The 16,862-nt window shown below is 63.0% G+C and carries 16 protein-coding genes; 6 read left to right on the top strand and 10 right to left on the bottom strand.

Annotation, left to right across the window (positions count from 1 at the left end; translation table 11 throughout):
• Positions 1-89: 89 nt before the first annotated feature.
• From dctP to ACW9IB_RS06685, 6 genes are all read right to left on the bottom strand, one after another.
• A complete protein-coding gene (gene dctP / locus ACW9IB_RS06710) occupies positions 90-1,073 on the bottom strand; it encodes a C4-dicarboxylate TRAP substrate-binding protein DctP (RefSeq protein ID WP_457368057.1) in 984 nt (327 codons plus the stop codon).
• A gap of 238 nt (positions 1,074-1,311) precedes the next feature.
• Positions 1,312-2,127, bottom strand: a complete 816-nt coding sequence (locus ACW9IB_RS06705; RefSeq protein WP_457412872.1) for an HpcH/HpaI aldolase/citrate lyase family protein — start codon at positions 2,125-2,127, stop codon at positions 1,312-1,314.
• A gap of 14 nt (positions 2,128-2,141) precedes the next feature.
• Entirely contained in the window at positions 2,142-3,335 is a 1,194-nt protein-coding gene (locus tag ACW9IB_RS06700) for a CaiB/BaiF CoA transferase family protein (RefSeq protein WP_457368059.1), read from the bottom strand.
• 9 nt (positions 3,336-3,344) lie between these two features.
• A complete protein-coding gene (locus tag ACW9IB_RS06695; RefSeq protein ID WP_457412871.1) occupies positions 3,345-4,694 on the bottom strand; it encodes an MmgE/PrpD family protein in 1,350 nt (449 codons plus the stop codon).
• Between the two features lie 10 nt (positions 4,695-4,704).
• Positions 4,705-5,868, bottom strand: coding sequence for an acyl-CoA dehydrogenase family protein (locus tag ACW9IB_RS06690; protein WP_457412870.1), 1,164 nt, complete (start codon positions 5,866-5,868; stop codon positions 4,705-4,707).
• A gap of 28 nt (positions 5,869-5,896) precedes the next feature.
• Positions 5,897-6,715, bottom strand: coding sequence for an FAS1-like dehydratase domain-containing protein (locus ACW9IB_RS06685; RefSeq protein WP_457368062.1), 819 nt, complete (start codon positions 6,713-6,715; stop codon positions 5,897-5,899).
• A gap of 256 nt (positions 6,716-6,971) precedes the next feature.
• Between ACW9IB_RS06685 and ACW9IB_RS06680 the strand changes: the two genes are divergently transcribed.
• From ACW9IB_RS06680 to ACW9IB_RS06665, 4 genes are all read left to right on the top strand, one after another.
• The gene (locus ACW9IB_RS06680; RefSeq protein ID WP_457412869.1) at positions 6,972-7,871 is read left to right on the top strand and encodes a LysR family transcriptional regulator; all 900 of its coding nucleotides are present in this window, start codon (positions 6,972-6,974) and stop codon (positions 7,869-7,871) included.
• 63 nt (positions 7,872-7,934) lie between these two features.
• Complete coding sequence (locus ACW9IB_RS06675; RefSeq protein ID WP_457412868.1) at positions 7,935-8,423, top strand: GFA family protein; 489 nt, start codon at positions 7,935-7,937, stop codon at positions 8,421-8,423.
• A gap of 91 nt (positions 8,424-8,514) precedes the next feature.
• The gene (locus ACW9IB_RS06670) at positions 8,515-10,338 is read left to right on the top strand and encodes a serine hydrolase domain-containing protein (RefSeq protein WP_457412867.1); all 1,824 of its coding nucleotides are present in this window, start codon (positions 8,515-8,517) and stop codon (positions 10,336-10,338) included.
• 16 nt (positions 10,339-10,354) lie between these two features.
• Entirely contained in the window at positions 10,355-11,146 is a 792-nt protein-coding gene (locus ACW9IB_RS06665; protein WP_457412866.1) for a MipA/OmpV family protein, read from the top strand.
• 32 nt (positions 11,147-11,178) lie between these two features.
• On the opposite strand, the gene ACW9IB_RS06660 is transcribed toward ACW9IB_RS06665, so the two are convergent.
• Together ACW9IB_RS06660 and ACW9IB_RS06655 are read right to left on the bottom strand one after the other, a co-directional pair.
• The gene (locus tag ACW9IB_RS06660) at positions 11,179-12,456 is read right to left on the bottom strand and encodes an ATP-binding protein (protein ID WP_457368067.1); all 1,278 of its coding nucleotides are present in this window, start codon (positions 12,454-12,456) and stop codon (positions 11,179-11,181) included.
• Positions 12,457-13,164 carry a response regulator gene (locus ACW9IB_RS06655; protein ID WP_457368068.1) on the bottom strand — a complete coding sequence of 236 codons (708 nt, stop codon included), beginning with the start codon at positions 13,162-13,164 and terminating at the stop codon, positions 12,457-12,459.
• A gap of 156 nt (positions 13,165-13,320) precedes the next feature.
• Here ACW9IB_RS06655 and ACW9IB_RS06650 point away from each other — a divergent pair, with 156 nt between their 5' ends.
• Entirely contained in the window at positions 13,321-14,520 is a 1,200-nt protein-coding gene (locus tag ACW9IB_RS06650; protein ID WP_457412864.1) for an MFS transporter, read from the top strand.
• On the opposite strand, the gene miaE is transcribed toward ACW9IB_RS06650, so the two are convergent.
• Positions 14,476-15,078 carry a tRNA isopentenyl-2-thiomethyl-A-37 hydroxylase MiaE gene (miaE, locus tag ACW9IB_RS06645; RefSeq protein ID WP_457368070.1) on the bottom strand — a complete coding sequence of 201 codons (603 nt, stop codon included), beginning with the start codon at positions 15,076-15,078 and terminating at the stop codon, positions 14,476-14,478. The genes ACW9IB_RS06650 and miaE overlap by 45 nt on opposite strands.
• 157 nt (positions 15,079-15,235) lie before the next feature.
• Between miaE and ACW9IB_RS06640 the strand changes: the two genes are divergently transcribed.
• Positions 15,236-16,099, top strand: coding sequence for a universal stress protein (locus ACW9IB_RS06640; protein ID WP_457368071.1), 864 nt, complete (start codon positions 15,236-15,238; stop codon positions 16,097-16,099).
• A gap of 48 nt (positions 16,100-16,147) precedes the next feature.
• Here ACW9IB_RS06640 and ACW9IB_RS06635 read toward each other — a convergent pair whose 3' ends face one another.
• Positions 16,148-16,618 (bottom strand): DUF1289 domain-containing protein, encoded by a 471-nt coding sequence (locus ACW9IB_RS06635; RefSeq protein WP_457368072.1) that lies wholly within the window; start codon positions 16,616-16,618, stop codon positions 16,148-16,150.
• Positions 16,619-16,862 lie beyond the last annotated feature (244 nt).

Raw genomic sequence — 16,862 nt, 5'->3', positions numbered from 1 at the left:
AGCGGTGTGTCAGTCACCAGTTCTATCAACTGACAGACTGCATTCGCGAGCAAGCCCGCTCCCACATTGGATCTCGGTACAACCCGGAATCACTGGTTGGAAGCGTCCGCCGCCTTGATCAGGTCAGCCCCGATCTCGCCTTCGAACTTCTGCCACACCGGGCGCATGGCTTCGCGCCACAGTGCGCGCTGCTCCGGGGTCAGCTCGATGATTTCGCTGGTCTTGGCGTCGACGATTTTCTGCTTGGCCGACTGGTTCAGCGCTTCGGCCTGCTTGTTCACCTCGACGGTGACTTCGGCCATGATCTGCTCCAGGGTGCTGCGTACATCCGGCGGCAGGCCGGTCCAGAACTTGGCGTTGGTGATCACCATGTAGTCGATCAGACCATGGTTGGACTCGGTGAAGTACTTCTGCACCTCGTTGACCTTCTGGCTTTCATAGTTCGACCAGGTGTTCTCGGTGCCGTTGACGGTCCCGGTCTGCAAGCCCTGGTACACCTCGGCAAAACTCATCTTGCGCGGGTTGGCGCGGATCGCCTTGAACTGTTCTTCGAGCACGCTTGAAGCCTGTACGCGGAATTTCAGGCCACGGGCGTCCTTGGGTTCATGCAGCGCCTTGTTCGAGGACAGTTGCTTGAGGCCGTTGTGCCAATAGGCCAGGCCGAGGATGTTCTTGTCCTGCATCGAGGTCAGCAGGGCCTTGCCCTGGGCGGCCTGGAAGCGGTCGACCGCGGCCAGGTCGTTGAACAGGAACGGCAGGTCATAGATCTGCACCTGCTTGGTGTATTGCTCGAACTTGGCCAGGGACGGTGCCAGCATCTGCACGTCGCCCAGCAGCAGGGCTTCCATTTCCTTGCCATCGCCGAACAGCGACGAGTTCGGGTAGACCTCGACCTTGACCTTACCGGGCAGGCGTTCTTCCGCGAGCTTCTTGAACAGCAACGCGCCCTGGCCCTTGGGGGTGTTTTCGGCAACCACGTGGGCGAACTTGATGACAATCGGGTCCGCCGCCTGGGCCAGGCCCGCGGCGAACAAGGTAGCGGCGCAGAACAGCGCCCGGGAGAGCTTGAGCATGGAAAATCACCTTCTTATTGTTGTGTTGTAAGGCAAGGTGCCTGATGTGACGCGTGTAGTGAATTTCGATTTTTTGATACCTGCGTTCGGTGTGGACGAACGCCAACTCTGAGAGCAACAAAGATGCAGTGTGGGAGCTGGCTTGCCTGCGATAGCGCTGTGTCAGGCAAGATTGCTGTCGGCTGTGCCACCGTCTCGCAGGCAAGCCAGCTCCCACAGATTGATAGGGTTCCTCCTGCTAGATATGGGTGGCCAACAGCCGTTGCGCGCGCAACAACACCGGCGCATCCACCATCTGGCCATCGATCTGGAACGCCCCTGCCCCGCTGGCACCGGCCTCAACCACGCGCCGGGCCCACGCCAGGTCTGCGGCGCTGGGCGCCAGGGCCTCGTGAATCACCGCCACTTGCTTGGGATGGATGCACAGCGCCCCGGCAAACCCCATCTCATAGGCATGCCGAATCGAGCGGCGCAGCCCGTCGGGGTCGTCGATGGCCGGATGCACACCGTCCAGCGGCGCCACCAACCCGGCGGCACGGGAATGCACGATCAAGCTCAGGCGGGCCTGGTCCAGGGCAAAGCGTGCGGCCGGGGTATCCGTGCTCAGGTTCAAGTCCAGCGCCAGGTCCAGGCCGCCGAACGACAGACGCTCCACCTGGGGGGCGTGAGCGATCTCGGCCACGGCCAGCAAACCCCGTGCGCTTTCGATGATCGGCCAGATCACCTTGCCGGCGGCGGCCACCACCGCCACCTGGGCGGTGCTTTCGACCTTGGGCAGCAGCACGCCGGCGACGTTTGCATGGGCTTTGCAGAACGCCACATCTTCAAAATGTTCGGCGTGTTCCGGCGCGTTGATACGCACCCATACCCGGGCCTCGGGACTGTCTTGCAGAAACGCGCCGAGGTTATCCCGCGCCTGACGCTTGAGCGGTTCCTCCACCGCGTCTTCAAAATCCACGATCACCGCATCGGCGCCGCTGGCCAGGGCCTTGGCAAATCGATCCGGGCGGCTGCCCGGCACAAACAGCGCAGAACGAACGAATGGCATTGGCATCATTGAATTCCTTGTTAGATGACGCCGCGCGTACGCAGGCTGTCGATGGCCTCAGCCGAATAACCGAGCTGGTCGAGAATCGTCTGGCTGTGTTGCCCCAGCGCCGGAACGGCATCCATGCGCGGGGTGAACGCCGCATTGCGCGCCGGTGGCAGCAACGACGGCAACGGGCCCGCCGGGCTGGCGACTTCACGCCAGCTGTCACGGGCCTTGAGTTGCGGGTGGTCCCACACGCCTTGCATGTCGTTGACCCGGGCACTGGCGATCTGCGCGTCTTCCAGGCGCTGTATCACTGCTTCGGCATCCAGCTGGGCAAAGCTGTCGACGATGATCTGGCGTAGCACTTCACGGTTGTTGGAGCGCTTGAAGTTGGCGGAAAAACGCTCATCCGTCGCCAGCGCCGGGGTAAGCAGCACCTTGTCGCAGAATGCCGTCCACTCGCGCTCGTTCTGCAGGCCGAGCATCACGGTGCCGCCGTCGCCGGTGGGAAACGGCCCATAGGGGTAGATCGTCGAATGCGCCGCGCCGGCGCGGGGTGGCTGAGGCGCGCCGTCGAACGCGTAGTACATCGGGTAGCCCATCCACTCCACCAGGCTTTCCAGCATGCTCACGTCGATGCGGCTGCCTTGACCGGTCTTGCCGCGCAGCAGCAGCGCCGAAAGAATGCCGCTATAGGCGTACATGCCCGCCGCGATGTCGGCGACCGAGCAACCGGCCTTGGCCATCTGATCGTCACCGGGGCCGCCGGTCACCGATAAAAAGCCGCCCTCGCTCTGGATCAGCAAGTCATAGGCTTTCTTTTTCTCGTAGGGGCCGCCCTCGCCATAACCGGAGATGTCGCACACGATCAGGCGTGGAAAGCGTTCGTGCAGCGCCTCGAACGACAGGCCCATGCGCGCCGCCGCGCCCGGCGCGAGGTTCTGCACCAGCACATCGGCATCGGCCAGCAGGGTGTCGAGAATATCCCCCGCCTCGTCCTGCTTGAGGTCCAGGCTCAGGCTCTCCTTGGAGCGGTTGGTCCACACGAAATGCGAGGCCAAACCGCGCACGCGCTCGTCGTAGCCGCGGGCGAAGTCGCCGACACCCGGGCGCTCCACCTTGATCACGCGGGCGCCGAGGTCCGCCAGTTGACGGGTGCAGAACGGCGCGGCAATCGCGTGTTCCAGGCTGACAACAGTGATGCCGTCCAGTGGTCGTTGGTTATTCATGACAGTTCCTCAAAGCCAATGGGCCATGGACGCGGCGTTACGCAGGTCCCAGACCCGCTCGATCAGCGCCTGGGCCTGGGCCGGAGTGCGGGCGTTGCTGAAGTGGGTCAAGCGCTGGAATTTATCGGCCAGCTCTTCCCGGCTCAGGGTGTTGCCCGGGTCGCCCTTGGGCTCATCGATGGCGCCCTGCACGGTACGTCCATCGAGGGTGGTGACCGTGACGCGGCCCAGCCAGCGCTGCGGGTAGGCGTCGTCGACCTCGGGGTCGAGGGTCATGCTGACCTTGTCGCGAAAGGCAGATACCGCCGGATCGGTCAGGGCCTGTTCGTGAAACTCGGTCAGCCCGGCCTTGCCGTGTACCGCGATCAGGCCCAGCACGGTGCCCATGGAAAACTTGGCCTGGTGCACGGTGGCCGGCACCGTCACGCGGCCCAGCACGTCGATGGCGCCTTGATGCACACGGGTTTCCACACAGGCTATCTGGTCGGCACCGAGGCCTTCGCGTTGCATCAGGTCCAGCAGCGCATCGGCGGCAGGATGGGTGTGACGGCACGACGCGTGGAACTTGAACGAAGTTTCCAGCAGCGCCCAGCGGCTGCCCAGCCCGGCGGACAACTTGGCCGGTTGCGCGTCGGTGGACATCCCGGCGGCGAGGCCCTGATCGCCTTCGAGGATATTGCGCGCGCCGCTCAGCCCTTCGGCCGTGAGATACGCCGCAAGCAAGCCATCGGCGGCGGCCTTGGCGGTGTGCAATTGCTTGGAGTCAGCGGCGTCGCGCAGGAACTCCCACAACCCGGCCGCCTGGGTGCCGGCGCTGCCGAGCAGGTTGATGAACTGTTCTTCGTTGAAATCGAGCAACTTGCCCACCGCCACAGCAGCGGCCAGGGTGCCGACGGTGGCCGTGGTGTGAAAGATGCGGTAATGGGAGCGCCCCATGAACTCGCCAATGCGGATCCCGGCTTCATAGCCGGCCACCGACGCCAGCAACAGGTCGCGGCCGGACTTGCCGAGGTCTTGAGCCGCCGCCAGGGCGGCAGGGAAAACCACCGTGGCCGGGTGCAGCACCGAGCTGTTGTGCAAGTCGTCCTGTTCGACCAGGTGCGACGACGCGCCATTGACCAGCGCGGCGAAATACGCGCTGGTGCTGCCGCCGTTGACGATCACCTGCGCAGGCCCCGTGGCCGGGCCCATCTTGTGCGCGTAGCGCTCGAACAGCGGAATCGGGTGCGCGCCCTGGCTGGCCAGTGCCGAGGCCAGCCAGTCGAGGTAGAGGTCTTCGGTGCGCGCCAGCACCTGTTCGGGCAAGTCTTCGTAGTTCAGGCCGGCGAGAAACCGGCACAGGGCTTGGGTATGGCTCATGGTCAGGCCCTCAGAAGCTGCGCGGCAGCTCGAGCAGGTGCTCGGCCACGTAAGACAGGATCAGGTTGGTGGAGATCGGCGCCACCTGGTACAGGCGGGTCTCGCGGAATTTGCGCTCCACGTCGTACTCGCAGGCAAAGCCGAAGCCGCCGTGGGTTTGCAGGCAGGCATTCGCCGCTTCCCACGACGCCTTGGCCGCCAGGTATTTGGCCATGTTGGCGCTGGCCCCGGCATTCAGGCCGCTGTCGTATTCCTCGCAGGCACGCCAGCGCATCAGGTCTGCCGCTTCGATCTCGATGTGCGCTTCGGCAATCGGGAACTGCACGCCCTGGTTCTGCCCGATGGGTCGGCCAAACACCACGCGGTCGCGGGCATAGGCGCTGGCCTTTTCGATGAACCAGCGACCATCGCCGATGCATTCGGCAGCGATCAGCGTGCGCTCGGCGTTGAGGCCATCGAGGATGTATTTGAAGCCCTTGCCCTCCTCGCCGATCAGGCTGTCGGCAGGCAGCTCCAGGTTGTCGAAGAACAACTCGTTGGTCTCGTGGTTGACCATGTTGGCGATGGGCTGCACGGTCAGGCCGTTGCCGATGGCTTCGCGCAGGTCGACCAGGAAGATCGACATGCCTTCGGACTTTTTCTTCACATCGGCCAGCGGCGTAGTACGCGCCAGCAGGATCATCAGGTCGGAATGCTGGATGCGCGAGATCCACACCTTCTGGCCGTTGATCACGTACTTGTCACCGCGCTTGACCGCAGTGGTCTTGATCTTGGTGGTGTCAGTGCCGGTGGTGGGCTCGGTGACGCCCATCGATTGCAGGCGCAGCTCACCGCTGGCGAGCTTGGGCAGGTAGAAGCGTTTTTGCGCTTCGCTGCCATGGCGCAGCAGGGTGAACATGTTGTACATCTGGCCGTGCACGGTGCCGGAGTTGCCGCCGCAACGGTTCACCTCTTCAAGGATCACCGAGGCTTCGGCCAGGCCGAGGCCGGAGCCGCCGTACTCCTCGGGGATCATCGCCGACAGCCAGCCGGCGTCGGTCAGGGCCTTGACGAAGGCTTCGGGGAAGCCTTTTTCTTCGTCGATCCTGCGCCAGTAAGCCGCGTCGAATTCGGCGCACAAGGCGCGCACGCCTTCACGGATGGCATTGAGTTCTTCATTGTGATTCGGGTTCATTAACGGCTCTCCGCCTGTTGTTCTTGGATTATTCGAAATGGACGTGGGCTTGTTGCGCGAGGCCCTGGGCGTTACCCGCCCACAATTCGGCGACACCTGGCTGGGTGACCCGGCCACCGACTTCAAACGGCTGCGGCGCAATCAACGGGCGCACGCCGCGATAGGCAAAACTGCGCAAGGTCTTGTCGGGGTGGGCACGGCAAAAGGCGCGCAGGTTCAAGGTGGCGATCAGCGGCCCGTGCACCACCAGGCCCGAGTACCCCTCGGTGCCGGTGACATAGGGATAGTCGTAGTGAATGCGGTGGCCATTGAAGGTCACTGCGCTGTAGCGGAACAGCAAAGTGGGAGTGGGCTCGACGGCTTCGCGCCATTCGCCCTCCGCCAGCGCCTCGCCGTTGCCGGCCTTGGGTGGCGTGGGCTCACGGTAGACAATGTCTTGTTCTTCGCGAATCGCCAGGTGCCCGTTCTGGGAATAGTCATGGCGCACGGTGACGAACAGCAGCGAACCGGTGCGGCCAACCTTTTCCTCGACCTGGGTGATGGTCGAGACACGGGTGGCCGCCTCACCGGCACGCAGCGCCTGCACGAATTCGATACGCCCACCGGCCCACATGCGGTTGCGGTTGTCGGCCGGCGGCAGGAAACCGCCACGGGCCGGGTGGCCGTCGGTTCCCAGGGCCGCTTCCGGCAGCGGGTCCTGGAAAAAGCACCATTGCCACAGCGGTGGAATCGGCGCGCCGTCCTCCGGCACTGGCTCGCCAAACGTGGCGGCAATGCGTTTGAGCAGGTTATGGCTCAAATGGTCGTGGGTGGTTTCGCTTCGGCCGATCCAGTCTGTGACGCTCATCGAGTGCAAGTCCTCGGGCAGTGGGTGTCTGCCCCGGATCATGCAAGCGCCCGCCCGTTCTGAGAATTTGCATTTCAATAAACCAGCGTTCGGTTATGCTGAACGCCGCCATTGAGTCCAACAATACAGCCCTGTGGGAGCTGGCTTGCCTGCGATAGCGGTGTGTCAGTCAAAATATTCGACGACTGACCCATCACTATCGCAGGCAAGCCAGCGCCCACATTTGGCATTCACCGTTGCCGAAACAGGAGCCACCATGCACTTCGATCTGGCCGACCTGCGCCTGTTCATCCATATCGCCGAATCCCCCAGCCTGACCCAGGGCGCCAAGCGTGCGTTCCTCTCGCCCGCTGCCGCCAGCGCGCGGATCAAGGCGCTGGAGGGCCAACTGGACACGCGCCTGCTGTACCGCGACAGCCGTGGCGTGGAGATCACCCCGGCGGGCGAACGCCTGCTGCACCATGCGCGACTGATCATGCGTCAGGTGGACTACCTGAAAAGCGAATTCACCCAGTACGGCGTGGATTCGGCAGGCCATATCCGCATCTTTGCCAACACCACGGCGGTCACCGAATTTCTGCCCGAAGTGCTGGCCGGGTTCCTGTCCAAGCGCCCCGGGGTGACGGTGGACCTGCAAGAACGCCTGTCCCGGGATATCGTGCGCGGCGTGCTGGATGGCACCAGCGACATGGGCATCATCGCCGGCCCCGTCGAAGCGGCGGGCTTGCAGGTGCTGCACTTCAGCACCGATGAACTGGTGCTGATCGTGCCGACGGACCACCCGCTGGCCGGCCTGACCTCGGTGAGCCTGGAACAGACCCTCGCCTATCAACACATCGGCCTGCACGAAGGCAGCACCCTGCTCAGTTTTTTGCGTGAACATGTCGAGCGCCTGGGCAAGCACCTGTCGTTGCGCATTCAGGTGTCGAGCTTTGAAGCGATCTGCCGGATGGTCGAGGCCGGCGTGGGCATCGGCATCATTCCCGAGTCCGCCGCCGTACGGCACAGCCGCACCATGCAACTGGTGACGGTCAAGCTGGACGAAAGCTGGGCGATCCGCGAGCGCAGCATCCTGGTGCGCGAGCTGGAAGCCCTGCCGGGTACCATCCGGGCCTTGATCGCCACCTTGATGCCGGAATCGGCCAGTTCCGGCTGAATGGAACTAAGGTAAGAGCCAAGCTTCGATAAGCCGAGCCTCGATAACTACCGGAGACACCCCATGCAGCTCGAAGGATCCTGCCATTGCGGCGCCGTGACGTTCAGCCTTCACAGCGACCATCCCTATCCCTACCAGCGTTGCTACTGCTCGATCTGCCGCAAGACCCAGGGCGGTGGCGGTTATGCGATCAACCTGGCCGGTGACGCCAACAGTTTGAAGGTGCGCGGGCGCAAGCTGATCTCGATCTACCACGCCCGGCTCAAGCCCAGCGGCGCCAGCCGCGCCCATGCGAGCACGGCCGAGCGGCATTTCTGCTCACAGTGCGGCACCGCCTTGTGGCTGTTCAGCCCGGAATGGCCCGAGTTGATCCACCCGTTTGCGTCAGCCATCGACACGCCGCTGCCGGTGCCGCCGGAACATACCCACCTGATGCTCGGGTCCCGGGCGCCCTGGGTGGAGGTCTCGGTGCGCAAAGGCGACTTGCAATTCGATGAATACCCTGAAGAGTCCATCGCCCAATGGCATGCTCGTCAGGGATTGGCGCCTTAACATTCTTTGACAGTTTCCCGACAAAGCTGTCAAAGACCGTGGACGACCCCGCGCCTAGCATTCGAGCATCCCAACCACCCGGATGCTTTTCATGCTTCGCACATTGCGTGGTATTCCGTTGCTGGGCTGTCTGCTGGGCAGCCTGGGTTGCCATGGGCAGCCGCCCGCTCCGCCGTCGATCCCCAAGGGCGACTACAGCGCGATCATTCGCTACCTGCAAACCCGCATTCCCCGGGAAATGGCCCGCCAGCATGTGCCGGGGCTGTCCATCGCGCTGGTCAATGGTCAGGAACTGATCTGGGCGCGCGGCTTCGGCATGGCCGACAAGGCACTGGGCGTGCCGGTAACGCCGAACACCGCGTTCCGCGCCGGCGCGATTTCCAAGTTGCTGACCGCCACCGCCGCCCTGCAACTGGTGGAGCAACAGCGCCTGGCGCTGGATGCGCCGATCCAGCAGACCTTGCGCGAGTTCTACGTGCGCTCGCGCTTCCACGCCGACCAGCATGACGCCGACCGGGACATCACCCTGCGGCGCCTGCTCAGCCATCAGTCCGGCTTGCCCAGCGAACATTTGCGCGACCTGCGTAACAGTTATGCCATGGGCCAGATGCCGATGCGCCTTTCCGGGGTATGGCTGAGCACACCACCCGGCACCCAGGTGGCGTACTCCAATCTCGGTTACGCGCTGGTGGGAGCGGCCATCGAGCGCAGCAGCGGCAACGACTTCGAAACCCGCCTGCAACACAGTCTGCTCGCACCGCTCGAGATGTATCACTCCAGCTTTGTCGGCACCGGCGCGCAGCTCAGCTTCCGTGCCCTGGGTTATCAGGACGGCGCCGCCAGCACCGACGCCCAGGTGCGCGACCTGGCCGCCGGCGGCTTGTGGGCGAGCCCCAAGGACTTGAGCCATTACGTGCAGATGCTCTTCGCCGGGGGTGTCTACAAGGACAGGCAGGTGCTGGGCAAGCCGTTGATCGAGCAGATGTTCACCCAGCAGAACAGCGGCAATGCGCTGGATTTCGACTGCCAGATGGGCCTGGGATGGTTCCTTGCGCCCTGTGGCGACGAGCCGGTGGCGCCGGGGATTCGTACCTATCAGCACAGCGGCGGTGGCGATGACTTCGCCGCGCAACTGACCCTGTTGCCGGACCAGCAACTGGCAGTGATCGTCATGGCCAACGACAGCAATGCCGAAGACCTGGTAGCCACGCTGACCACCGACACCCTGCGCCTGATGCTTGAGGCGCAAAGCGGCGATGCACCCTGCGCCGAAGACTGCCAGACGCCGGCCCATGGCCTCAAATTGCGCCAGGTACCGGCGGCCATCGACCGCAAGCGCCTTGCCGGGTTCTACGCCACCGCGTGGGGCATATTCCGCATCAAGGACGAGCGTGACCGGCTGCAAGGCGAGCTGGCCGGCCTTGACTTCGAACTGCTGCGCGACGACCAGGGTTGGCTGCGGGCCCAGAAAAAAGTACTGGGCTTCTGGCTCAAGGACCTGGGCGAGCTTGGCCAGGTGCAGCTCGACGTGGTGACCGTACAGGGTCGGCAAATGCTGACCGCACGCAGCCACGGCCAGCGCATCGCGATTGGCGAACGCATCGAAGCACCGCCGCTGCCCCTGGCCTGGGCCGACACCATTGGCACGTATCAAGTGCTCAACAGCCACGAGCCCGACGCACCACTCAGTGGCATCAGCGTGCGCCTGGAAGAAGGCTTCCTGGTGATCCGCGGCCAATTGCACGACCAGCCGCTGACCGACTACATCCTGCTGCCGGTGGACAACGCCCATGCGGTGCTGGCCGGCAACGGCTACGGACTGGGCGACACGGTCAGCCGCCAGGTCAACGGCCTGAGCGCTTCGGGCTACGCCTTCAAGCGCACCGAGTCACCCCACCCACCCCTGATTTTCTAACCTGGACGAAAGCCCGATGCGTGTAAAAAACCTGTGCCTCTCGATTACCTCACTGTGCCTGCTGGGCGGTGCCGACACCGTGCGAGCCCAGGACTGGGAATACAGCCTGAAAGCCGGCGTGGCCAACCTGCCCCGCTACAGCGGCAGTGAAGAACGCGTGACCACGCCATTGGTCGGCGCCGCCGTGATCAGCCCGTGGGGGCTGTTCCTCGACACCGACAAGGGCCTGGGCTGGGGTTATGAAGGCAACGCCTTGAGCCTGAGCACCTACGTCGGACTCAGTGGCTCGCGCAAAGACAAAACCAAGAGCGGGCGCCTGGGCGCCGACCGGCTCAAGGGCATGGGGGAAATCAAGTCGCGCCCGCAATTGGGCGTGAGCGCACGCTACAGCCTTGACGCAGTGATCGTCGGCGCGACGCTTGAGCATGCACTCAAGGAAGACGATCACAAGGACAGCGGCAAGGCTTTCACCAGCCTCGAACTGAGCCTGGGCACCAACCTGTACGATGGCCGCTACGGCAGCGTGGATGCCGCCATCAGCAGCCGCTTCGGTGACGATAACTACCTGCAGACCTGGTACGGCGTGACCACCGGCCAGGCCGCCCGCAGCCGCTTTCGCGCGTACAACACCAAGGGTGGGCTGGTCAGCAACGGCCTGAACCTGACCTGGAGCCTGCCGATCAGCGAGCACACACAGTTCAGCACTTTGCTGGATGTGCAGTACCTGGCGGATGAAGCCGGCAAAAGCCCGATTGTGGAGCGGCGCTTGCAGACATCGGTGATGGGGTTGATCGAATACAGCTTCTGAAGCGCCGGCCCGCGCCCTCGGCGCGGGCCGCCTTATTCGGCGTAGGCCCAGGTCATGCGGAACGACGCCCCGCCCCACTCCGAATCCAGCACTTCCACCTGCCCACCATGCCATTGCGACACACGCTGCACCAGCGCCAGGCCGAGGCCGAAGCCACCGGTGCGGCGATCGCGACTGGCGTCCAGGCGCATGAACGGCTGGAAGATCTTCGCCCGGCCCTCCTCGGGCACGCCAGGGCCGTCGTCGCACACGCGCACTTCATAGCCACTGCCGAACTTGACCAGCGACACTTCCACCCGGCGCTCCGCGTAACGTATGGCGTTGCGCAGCAGGTTGATCACCGCACGCGCCATAAAGCGCGGCTCGATCTGGATAAAGTCCACCTCGCAGGTGCGCAATGACAGTTGAACGCCAGCGGCCTCGGCCTCCAGGGCGACACTGCCGATCACGCTGTCGAGCCAGCTGTGGGCTTCGATGCGCTCGCGCGTCACCTGGGTGGCGCCACGCTCCAGGCTGGCGTAAGTCAGCAGTTCGGAGACCATTTCTTCCAGCTCGCCGAGGTCGGCGTACATATCGCTGATCAGCTCACGCCGCTGGCGAGGGTCGGTTTGCTGCTTGAGCTGGTCGAGTTCGAACGATAGGCGTGCGATGGGCGTACGCAGCTCGTGGGACACCGCGTTGGTCAGTTCGCGCTGGTTGGCGATCAGGCTTTCGATACGCTCGGCCATCTGGTTGAAGTGCCCGGCCAGTTCGCGCACGGTGGAGCGTCGTGGCAGCAGAATGCGCGAACCCAGGTCGTTGTCACCGAAACGTTGCGCCGCCAGGCGGATATGCTCCAGGTCGCGCCAATGCGGGCGCACCCAGAAATACAAGACAATCGCCAGGCTCAACCCCAACAGACTGTAGGCCCACAGGTACAACCACTTGGGCTCCTCGGGCAGCTTGATGTTGAGCAATTGCGGACCACCGTCGATATTGGCGATGAATTCCATGAAATCACCGCGCACCACCAGCTTTCCGGTGGCCAGCAAGTGCTGCTCGCGGGCACTCAGCGCCAGCTCATCGCGCTGCACCAGCTTGAGGTGCAGTCCATAGTGGGGTTGCAGTTCGGCCAATCGCGCGGCGCGGTCTTCGCCGGCCAGAGGGCGCAGCTGCTCGACCAGGCCGTAGGCCGGGCCGCGCAGGGCCTCGCGGTTGTAGGTTTCGTTGGCTTCGGGGAGCAATTCGTCGAAGGTGTAGTTGACCAGCCAGATCGCTCCCGCCAGTCCCAGCGCCAGGATGATGTACAGGCGCATGTAAAGCCGCAGCATCTAGACCTCCCACGCAAACGGGTTGAACAAGTAGCCCTTGCCCCAGATGGTCTTGATGCACACCGGCTCCCGGGGGTTGTCGTTGAGTTTGCCGCGCAGCTTGCTGATGTACACGTCGACGCTGCGGTTAAGGCCGTCGAAGGCAATGCCGCGCATGCGGTTGAGAATGTCATCGCGGGACAGGATGGACCCGGAATTGCTGGCCAGCAGCCAAAGCAGCTCGAACTCCATGGTGGTCAGATCGAGCTTGTCGTCGCCCAGGCTGACCACCCGGCAACTGCGGTCGATCACCAACCGGCCGAACGTCAGGGAGCCGCGCACGGTCGGCTCCGGCGCCTGACGGCGTTGCAATGCGCGCAGGCGTGCCAGCAGCACCGGAGGCTTGATCGGCTTGATCACGTAGTCATCGGCGCCGGACTCCAGGCCCAGGATATGGTCCAGGTCGTCTTCCTTGGCCGTGAGAATCACGATAGGCGTGTCGGACACGGTGCGGATTTCGCGGCACACATGCAGGCCGCTCTGGCCGGGCAGCATCAGGTCGAGCACGACGATCTTGGGCTTGAAGTCCAGGAACGCGGCCAGGGCTTCATCGCCACGGTGCACCACGTGCACGTCAAAGCCATGCTGTGACAGAAAATGCGCGATCAGCCCGGCCAGCTTCTCGTCGTCCTCAACGAGCAAGACTTTGCCCAGTCCCAGGTTTTCCATAAATTCTCAATGTGCGACACGGATTGAAGTGCGGGCATTATAGGTGGCAAGCTGCGCAACTAAAGCAGCTGGCCAGCATTGCCCGACGAAGCTTCATGGTTTTAAGAGTTTTTTACAAAAAGCCTGCAGTCTTTAACGCCATTCACAAGGAGCGGTATGCGCAAGGACTACCTGGCGTTCTTTATTTCTCTGTTTCTCTCGCGGCTGGCAGACCAGATTCTGTTGTTCATCGTCCCGCTGATCGTATTTCAGACCACCGGCAGCGTGTCCTGGGCGGGGCTGGCATTTTTCGTCGAGTCATTGCCTCGCTACCTGGCGTTCCCCGTGTGCGGGGCCTTGTGCGACAGGTTTTCCCCGGTGCGTATTCTGCACATCAGCCAGATTTATCGGGCGCTGGCCTGCGTACTGGCGGTCGCATTGTACGCCGCGTTCGGCGGCATTCACTGGATCGTGCTGCTCTCGGCACTGTGCGGCGTGTTGACCACCCAGGGCATCATGGCCCGTGAAGTGCTGATGCCGCATATTTTCCAGCACTATAGCTACACCAAGACCCTTTCCTATTCGCAGATTGCCGACCAGACCGGGCTGGTGCTGGGCCCGCTGTTGGCGGCATTGATGCTCGAAGCCTGGAGCTGGTCCTGGGTGGTGCTGACGGTGGCCGGCCTGTTCCTGCTGGCGGACCTGGCGATGCGCGTGTGGCAGCGCCGCAGCCAGGTGCATCTGGAAGTGTTCGAGCAGCACCGGGACATCTGGTTGCGCCCCGTGCTGATTGCCTTCGGGCATATCCGCCGCCTGGCGGAGCTCAAGCGCATCATCACCCTGGCAGTGGGCGTCAACCTGATCATCGGCGTGACCCTGGCCACATCGGCGGCGATGGTCACCGGCCAGTTCTCGGCGGGCAAGGACGCCTACGCCCTGCTGCAAGCGGCGGGCGCGCTGGTGACCATCGGGATTCTGTTTTACCTGGCGCGCGCCGGACTGTCGCTGAAGGTGTTGGGCGGCCTGTCCTACTCGATGATTGGCGTCGGCGCGTTGATCATGGCGTTGAGCCCGGGGGTCTGGGTGTACGCCGTCGGCTTCCTGCTGGTCACCGGCTTCGACAAAATGTTCAACGTTTATCTGCGCAGCACCCGTCAACGGGTGATTCCGGTGCAGGACTTCGGCAAGACCGTGGGCGTGATCACCCTGCTCAACAACCTGGCCCAGCCGCTGGCCGGCCTGCTGATTGCGCTGCTGGCCGCGCCGCTGGGAACGCAGACGGTGATCCTGTTGCTGGTGGCAATCACCGCGCTGATCGGCGTGGCCGTGGCCTCAGGCTGGCACGCCACTGTGAAAGCGGAACTCGATGTCGGGTGACTCGATCAGTTCCTGCTCGGCCGCCCTCACGCGCTCGATCACCTGAGCGATGTCCTTGGCGTCACCGTACTGGTAGGCCAGTTTCAGATAACCCTGGAAGTGCCGCGCCTCGCTTTTGAGCAGACCGAAGTAGAACTTGCCGAGTTCTTCGTCCAAATGCGGCACCAGCGCTTCGAAACGCTCGCAACTGCGGGCTTCGATAAAAGCGCCAACCACCAGGGTGTCCACCAGTTTGACCGGTTCATGGGTGCGCACCACTTTGCGCAAACCCGAGGCATACCGACCGGCATTCAACTGACGCAACTCGACTTTGCGCTTTTTCATCAGGCGCATGACCTGTTCGTGGTGCACCAGCTCTTCACGGGCCAGGCGCGACATCATATTGATCAGGTCAACATGGCTGTAGTACTTGGCGATCAGACTCAGGGCGGTGCTGGCGGCTTTGAATTCGCAATTCTTGTGGTCGATCAGCAAGGTGTCCTGGTCGGCCAGCGCGGCCTGGACCCAGGCATCGGGGGTGCGGCAGCCGAGGAATTCGTGGATTTCGGGCAGGTTCATCAGGCTCACGGGCAAAAAGGGTCACAAAAGGGCGCCGATTATACCGACCGCGCCGCAGACCACCAGCCACCGGCCTTGATGCGCGTCAAGATGACGTCTGGCGCGCAGCAACTATAGTTGTGCCAGACCCTTTCGTTCTCGCCCCGGAGATCCGTCCATGCAAGCCATTCGCAGCATCCTGGTGGTCATCGAGCCCGAACATCCGGAAAGCCTGGCCCTCAAGCGCGCCAAACTGATCGCCGGCGTCACCGGCGCGCACCTGCACTTGCTGGTGTGCGACCGCAAGCACGAACACTCGGCGCTGTTGAGCCTGCTCAAGGCGGGGCTGCAAGAGGACGGCTATAGCGTCACCACCGAGCAGGCCTGGAATGACAGCCTGCATGAAACCATCATTGACGTGCAGCAGGCCGAGGGTTGTGGCCTGGTGGTCAAGCAGCACTTCCCCGACAGCCCGCTGAAAAAGGCTTTGCTGACCCCGGCCGACTGGAAACTGCTGCGCTATTGCCCGACGGCGGTGCTGCTGGTCAAGACCGCAACGCCCTGGGCGGGCGGCGTGATCCTGGCGGCAATCGATGTGGGCAATACCGATAGCGAGCATCGATCGCTGCATAACTCCATCATCGACCACGGTTTCGACATCGCCCGCCTGGCCAAGGCGCAACTGCATGTGATCACCGCCCATCCATCGCCCATGCTGTCGGCGGCGGACCCGACGTTCCAGCTCAAGGAAACCATCGAGACGCGCTACCGCGAGCAATGCAAGGCCTTCCAGGCCGAATTCGACGTGGACGACGCCCACCTGCATGTGGTGGAAGGCCCGGCGGATGTACTGATTCCCCATGCAGCACTTAAATGGCACGCCAGCGTGACCATCATCGGCACGGTGGGACGTACCGGTATTTCCGGAGCGCTGATCGGCAATACGGCGGAGGTGGTGCTCGATGAGGTGGAAAGCGATGTGCTGGTGCTCAAGCCCCAGGAGTTGATGGACCATCTGGAAGAGATGGCCACCAAGCCCTGACACTGCCCTTTCAAACCATGAAAATCTCCACAAATGCTTTGTAGGGTGTCAGGTGGAAAATACATCCTTGAGAAACCCAGGGGCGATATAGCGCTGGTAATGCGCTTCAGAGAGGATGAAGAACTCCCGGTCAATGGCATCGCGCAATTCCGGCAGGGCCCACTCCCGAAACTCCGGCAACAGCACCATGCCATAGGCTTCCAGGTTGGAGATCACCCGGGCGCCACGGGCGATCAACTGGTAGGCCCAGCAGTATTCGGACTGGTGCGGCACGAAGCGAATCTTGCGCTGCTCCAGCTGACTGCGCAGGGCCTTGGGATCGAATACCTCCAGCTTGCCGGCCATCACCTGCACCAGCAATTGCTCCAGGCGCAGCCACACGGCGCGTTTTTCTTCTTCGTTGTAACCGTTCCACTGCACGACTTCGTGGTGGAAGCGCTTGCAGCCACGGCACACGAGATCGCCGTAGACCGTGGAGCACAGACCGACGCAGGGAGTCTTGATGGTTGAGTTGGACATGGGCAGCGACACGCACATCAGCGAAACAATGCGTCATGTTAGCCCTTTGTCTAAGGTTGATCACCCAGCAAACTTGGCGAGGCAACTTACCTTTAGAAATTTTTTGCCGTAGAATCATCCGGCCTTGTAAGGCGCCAATAATCCGCTGGAAGCTGTTTTCAAAGCGTCACGAGCACAGTCGTTCCTTCAGAACGGTGTTGGCGATGGTCTTGACTCGGTAGGTCAACGCCCTCGCCAACCCTCA

The organism is Pseudomonas sp. SDO524_S393, from assembly GCF_054071875.1.
Note: the sequence above shows the minus strand (reverse complement) of the source record. Positions and strands in the feature narration are given on the sequence as shown.

Coding starts and splice junctions, on each gene's coding strand:
- dctP (WP_457368057.1), bottom strand. CDS start 1,073: ATGCTCAAGCTCTCCCGGGCGCTGTTCTGCGCCGCTACCTTGTTCGCC.
- ACW9IB_RS06705 (WP_457412872.1), bottom strand. CDS start 2,127: ATGCCAATGCCATTCGTTCGTTCTGCGCTGTTTGTGCCGGGCAGCCGC.
- ACW9IB_RS06700 (WP_457368059.1), bottom strand. CDS start 3,335: ATGAATAACCAACGACCACTGGACGGCATCACTGTTGTCAGCCTGGAA.
- ACW9IB_RS06695 (WP_457412871.1), bottom strand. CDS start 4,694: ATGAGCCATACCCAAGCCCTGTGCCGGTTTCTCGCCGGCCTGAACTAC.
- ACW9IB_RS06690 (WP_457412870.1), bottom strand. CDS start 5,868: ATGAACCCGAATCACAATGAAGAACTCAATGCCATCCGTGAAGGCGTG.
- ACW9IB_RS06685 (WP_457368062.1), bottom strand. CDS start 6,715: ATGAGCGTCACAGACTGGATCGGCCGAAGCGAAACCACCCACGACCAT.
- ACW9IB_RS06680 (WP_457412869.1), top strand. CDS start 6,972: ATGCACTTCGATCTGGCCGACCTGCGCCTGTTCATCCATATCGCCGAA.
- ACW9IB_RS06675 (WP_457412868.1), top strand. CDS start 7,935: ATGCAGCTCGAAGGATCCTGCCATTGCGGCGCCGTGACGTTCAGCCTT.
- ACW9IB_RS06670 (WP_457412867.1), top strand. CDS start 8,515: ATGCTTCGCACATTGCGTGGTATTCCGTTGCTGGGCTGTCTGCTGGGC.
- ACW9IB_RS06665 (WP_457412866.1), top strand. CDS start 10,355: ATGCGTGTAAAAAACCTGTGCCTCTCGATTACCTCACTGTGCCTGCTG.
- ACW9IB_RS06660 (WP_457368067.1), bottom strand. CDS start 12,456: ATGCTGCGGCTTTACATGCGCCTGTACATCATCCTGGCGCTGGGACTG.
- ACW9IB_RS06655 (WP_457368068.1), bottom strand. CDS start 13,164: ATGGAAAACCTGGGACTGGGCAAAGTCTTGCTCGTTGAGGACGACGAG.
- ACW9IB_RS06650 (WP_457412864.1), top strand. CDS start 13,321: ATGCGCAAGGACTACCTGGCGTTCTTTATTTCTCTGTTTCTCTCGCGG.
- miaE (WP_457368070.1), bottom strand. CDS start 15,078: ATGAACCTGCCCGAAATCCACGAATTCCTCGGCTGCCGCACCCCCGAT.
- ACW9IB_RS06640 (WP_457368071.1), top strand. CDS start 15,236: ATGCAAGCCATTCGCAGCATCCTGGTGGTCATCGAGCCCGAACATCCG.
- ACW9IB_RS06635 (WP_457368072.1), bottom strand. CDS start 16,618: ATGTCCAACTCAACCATCAAGACTCCCTGCGTCGGTCTGTGCTCCACG.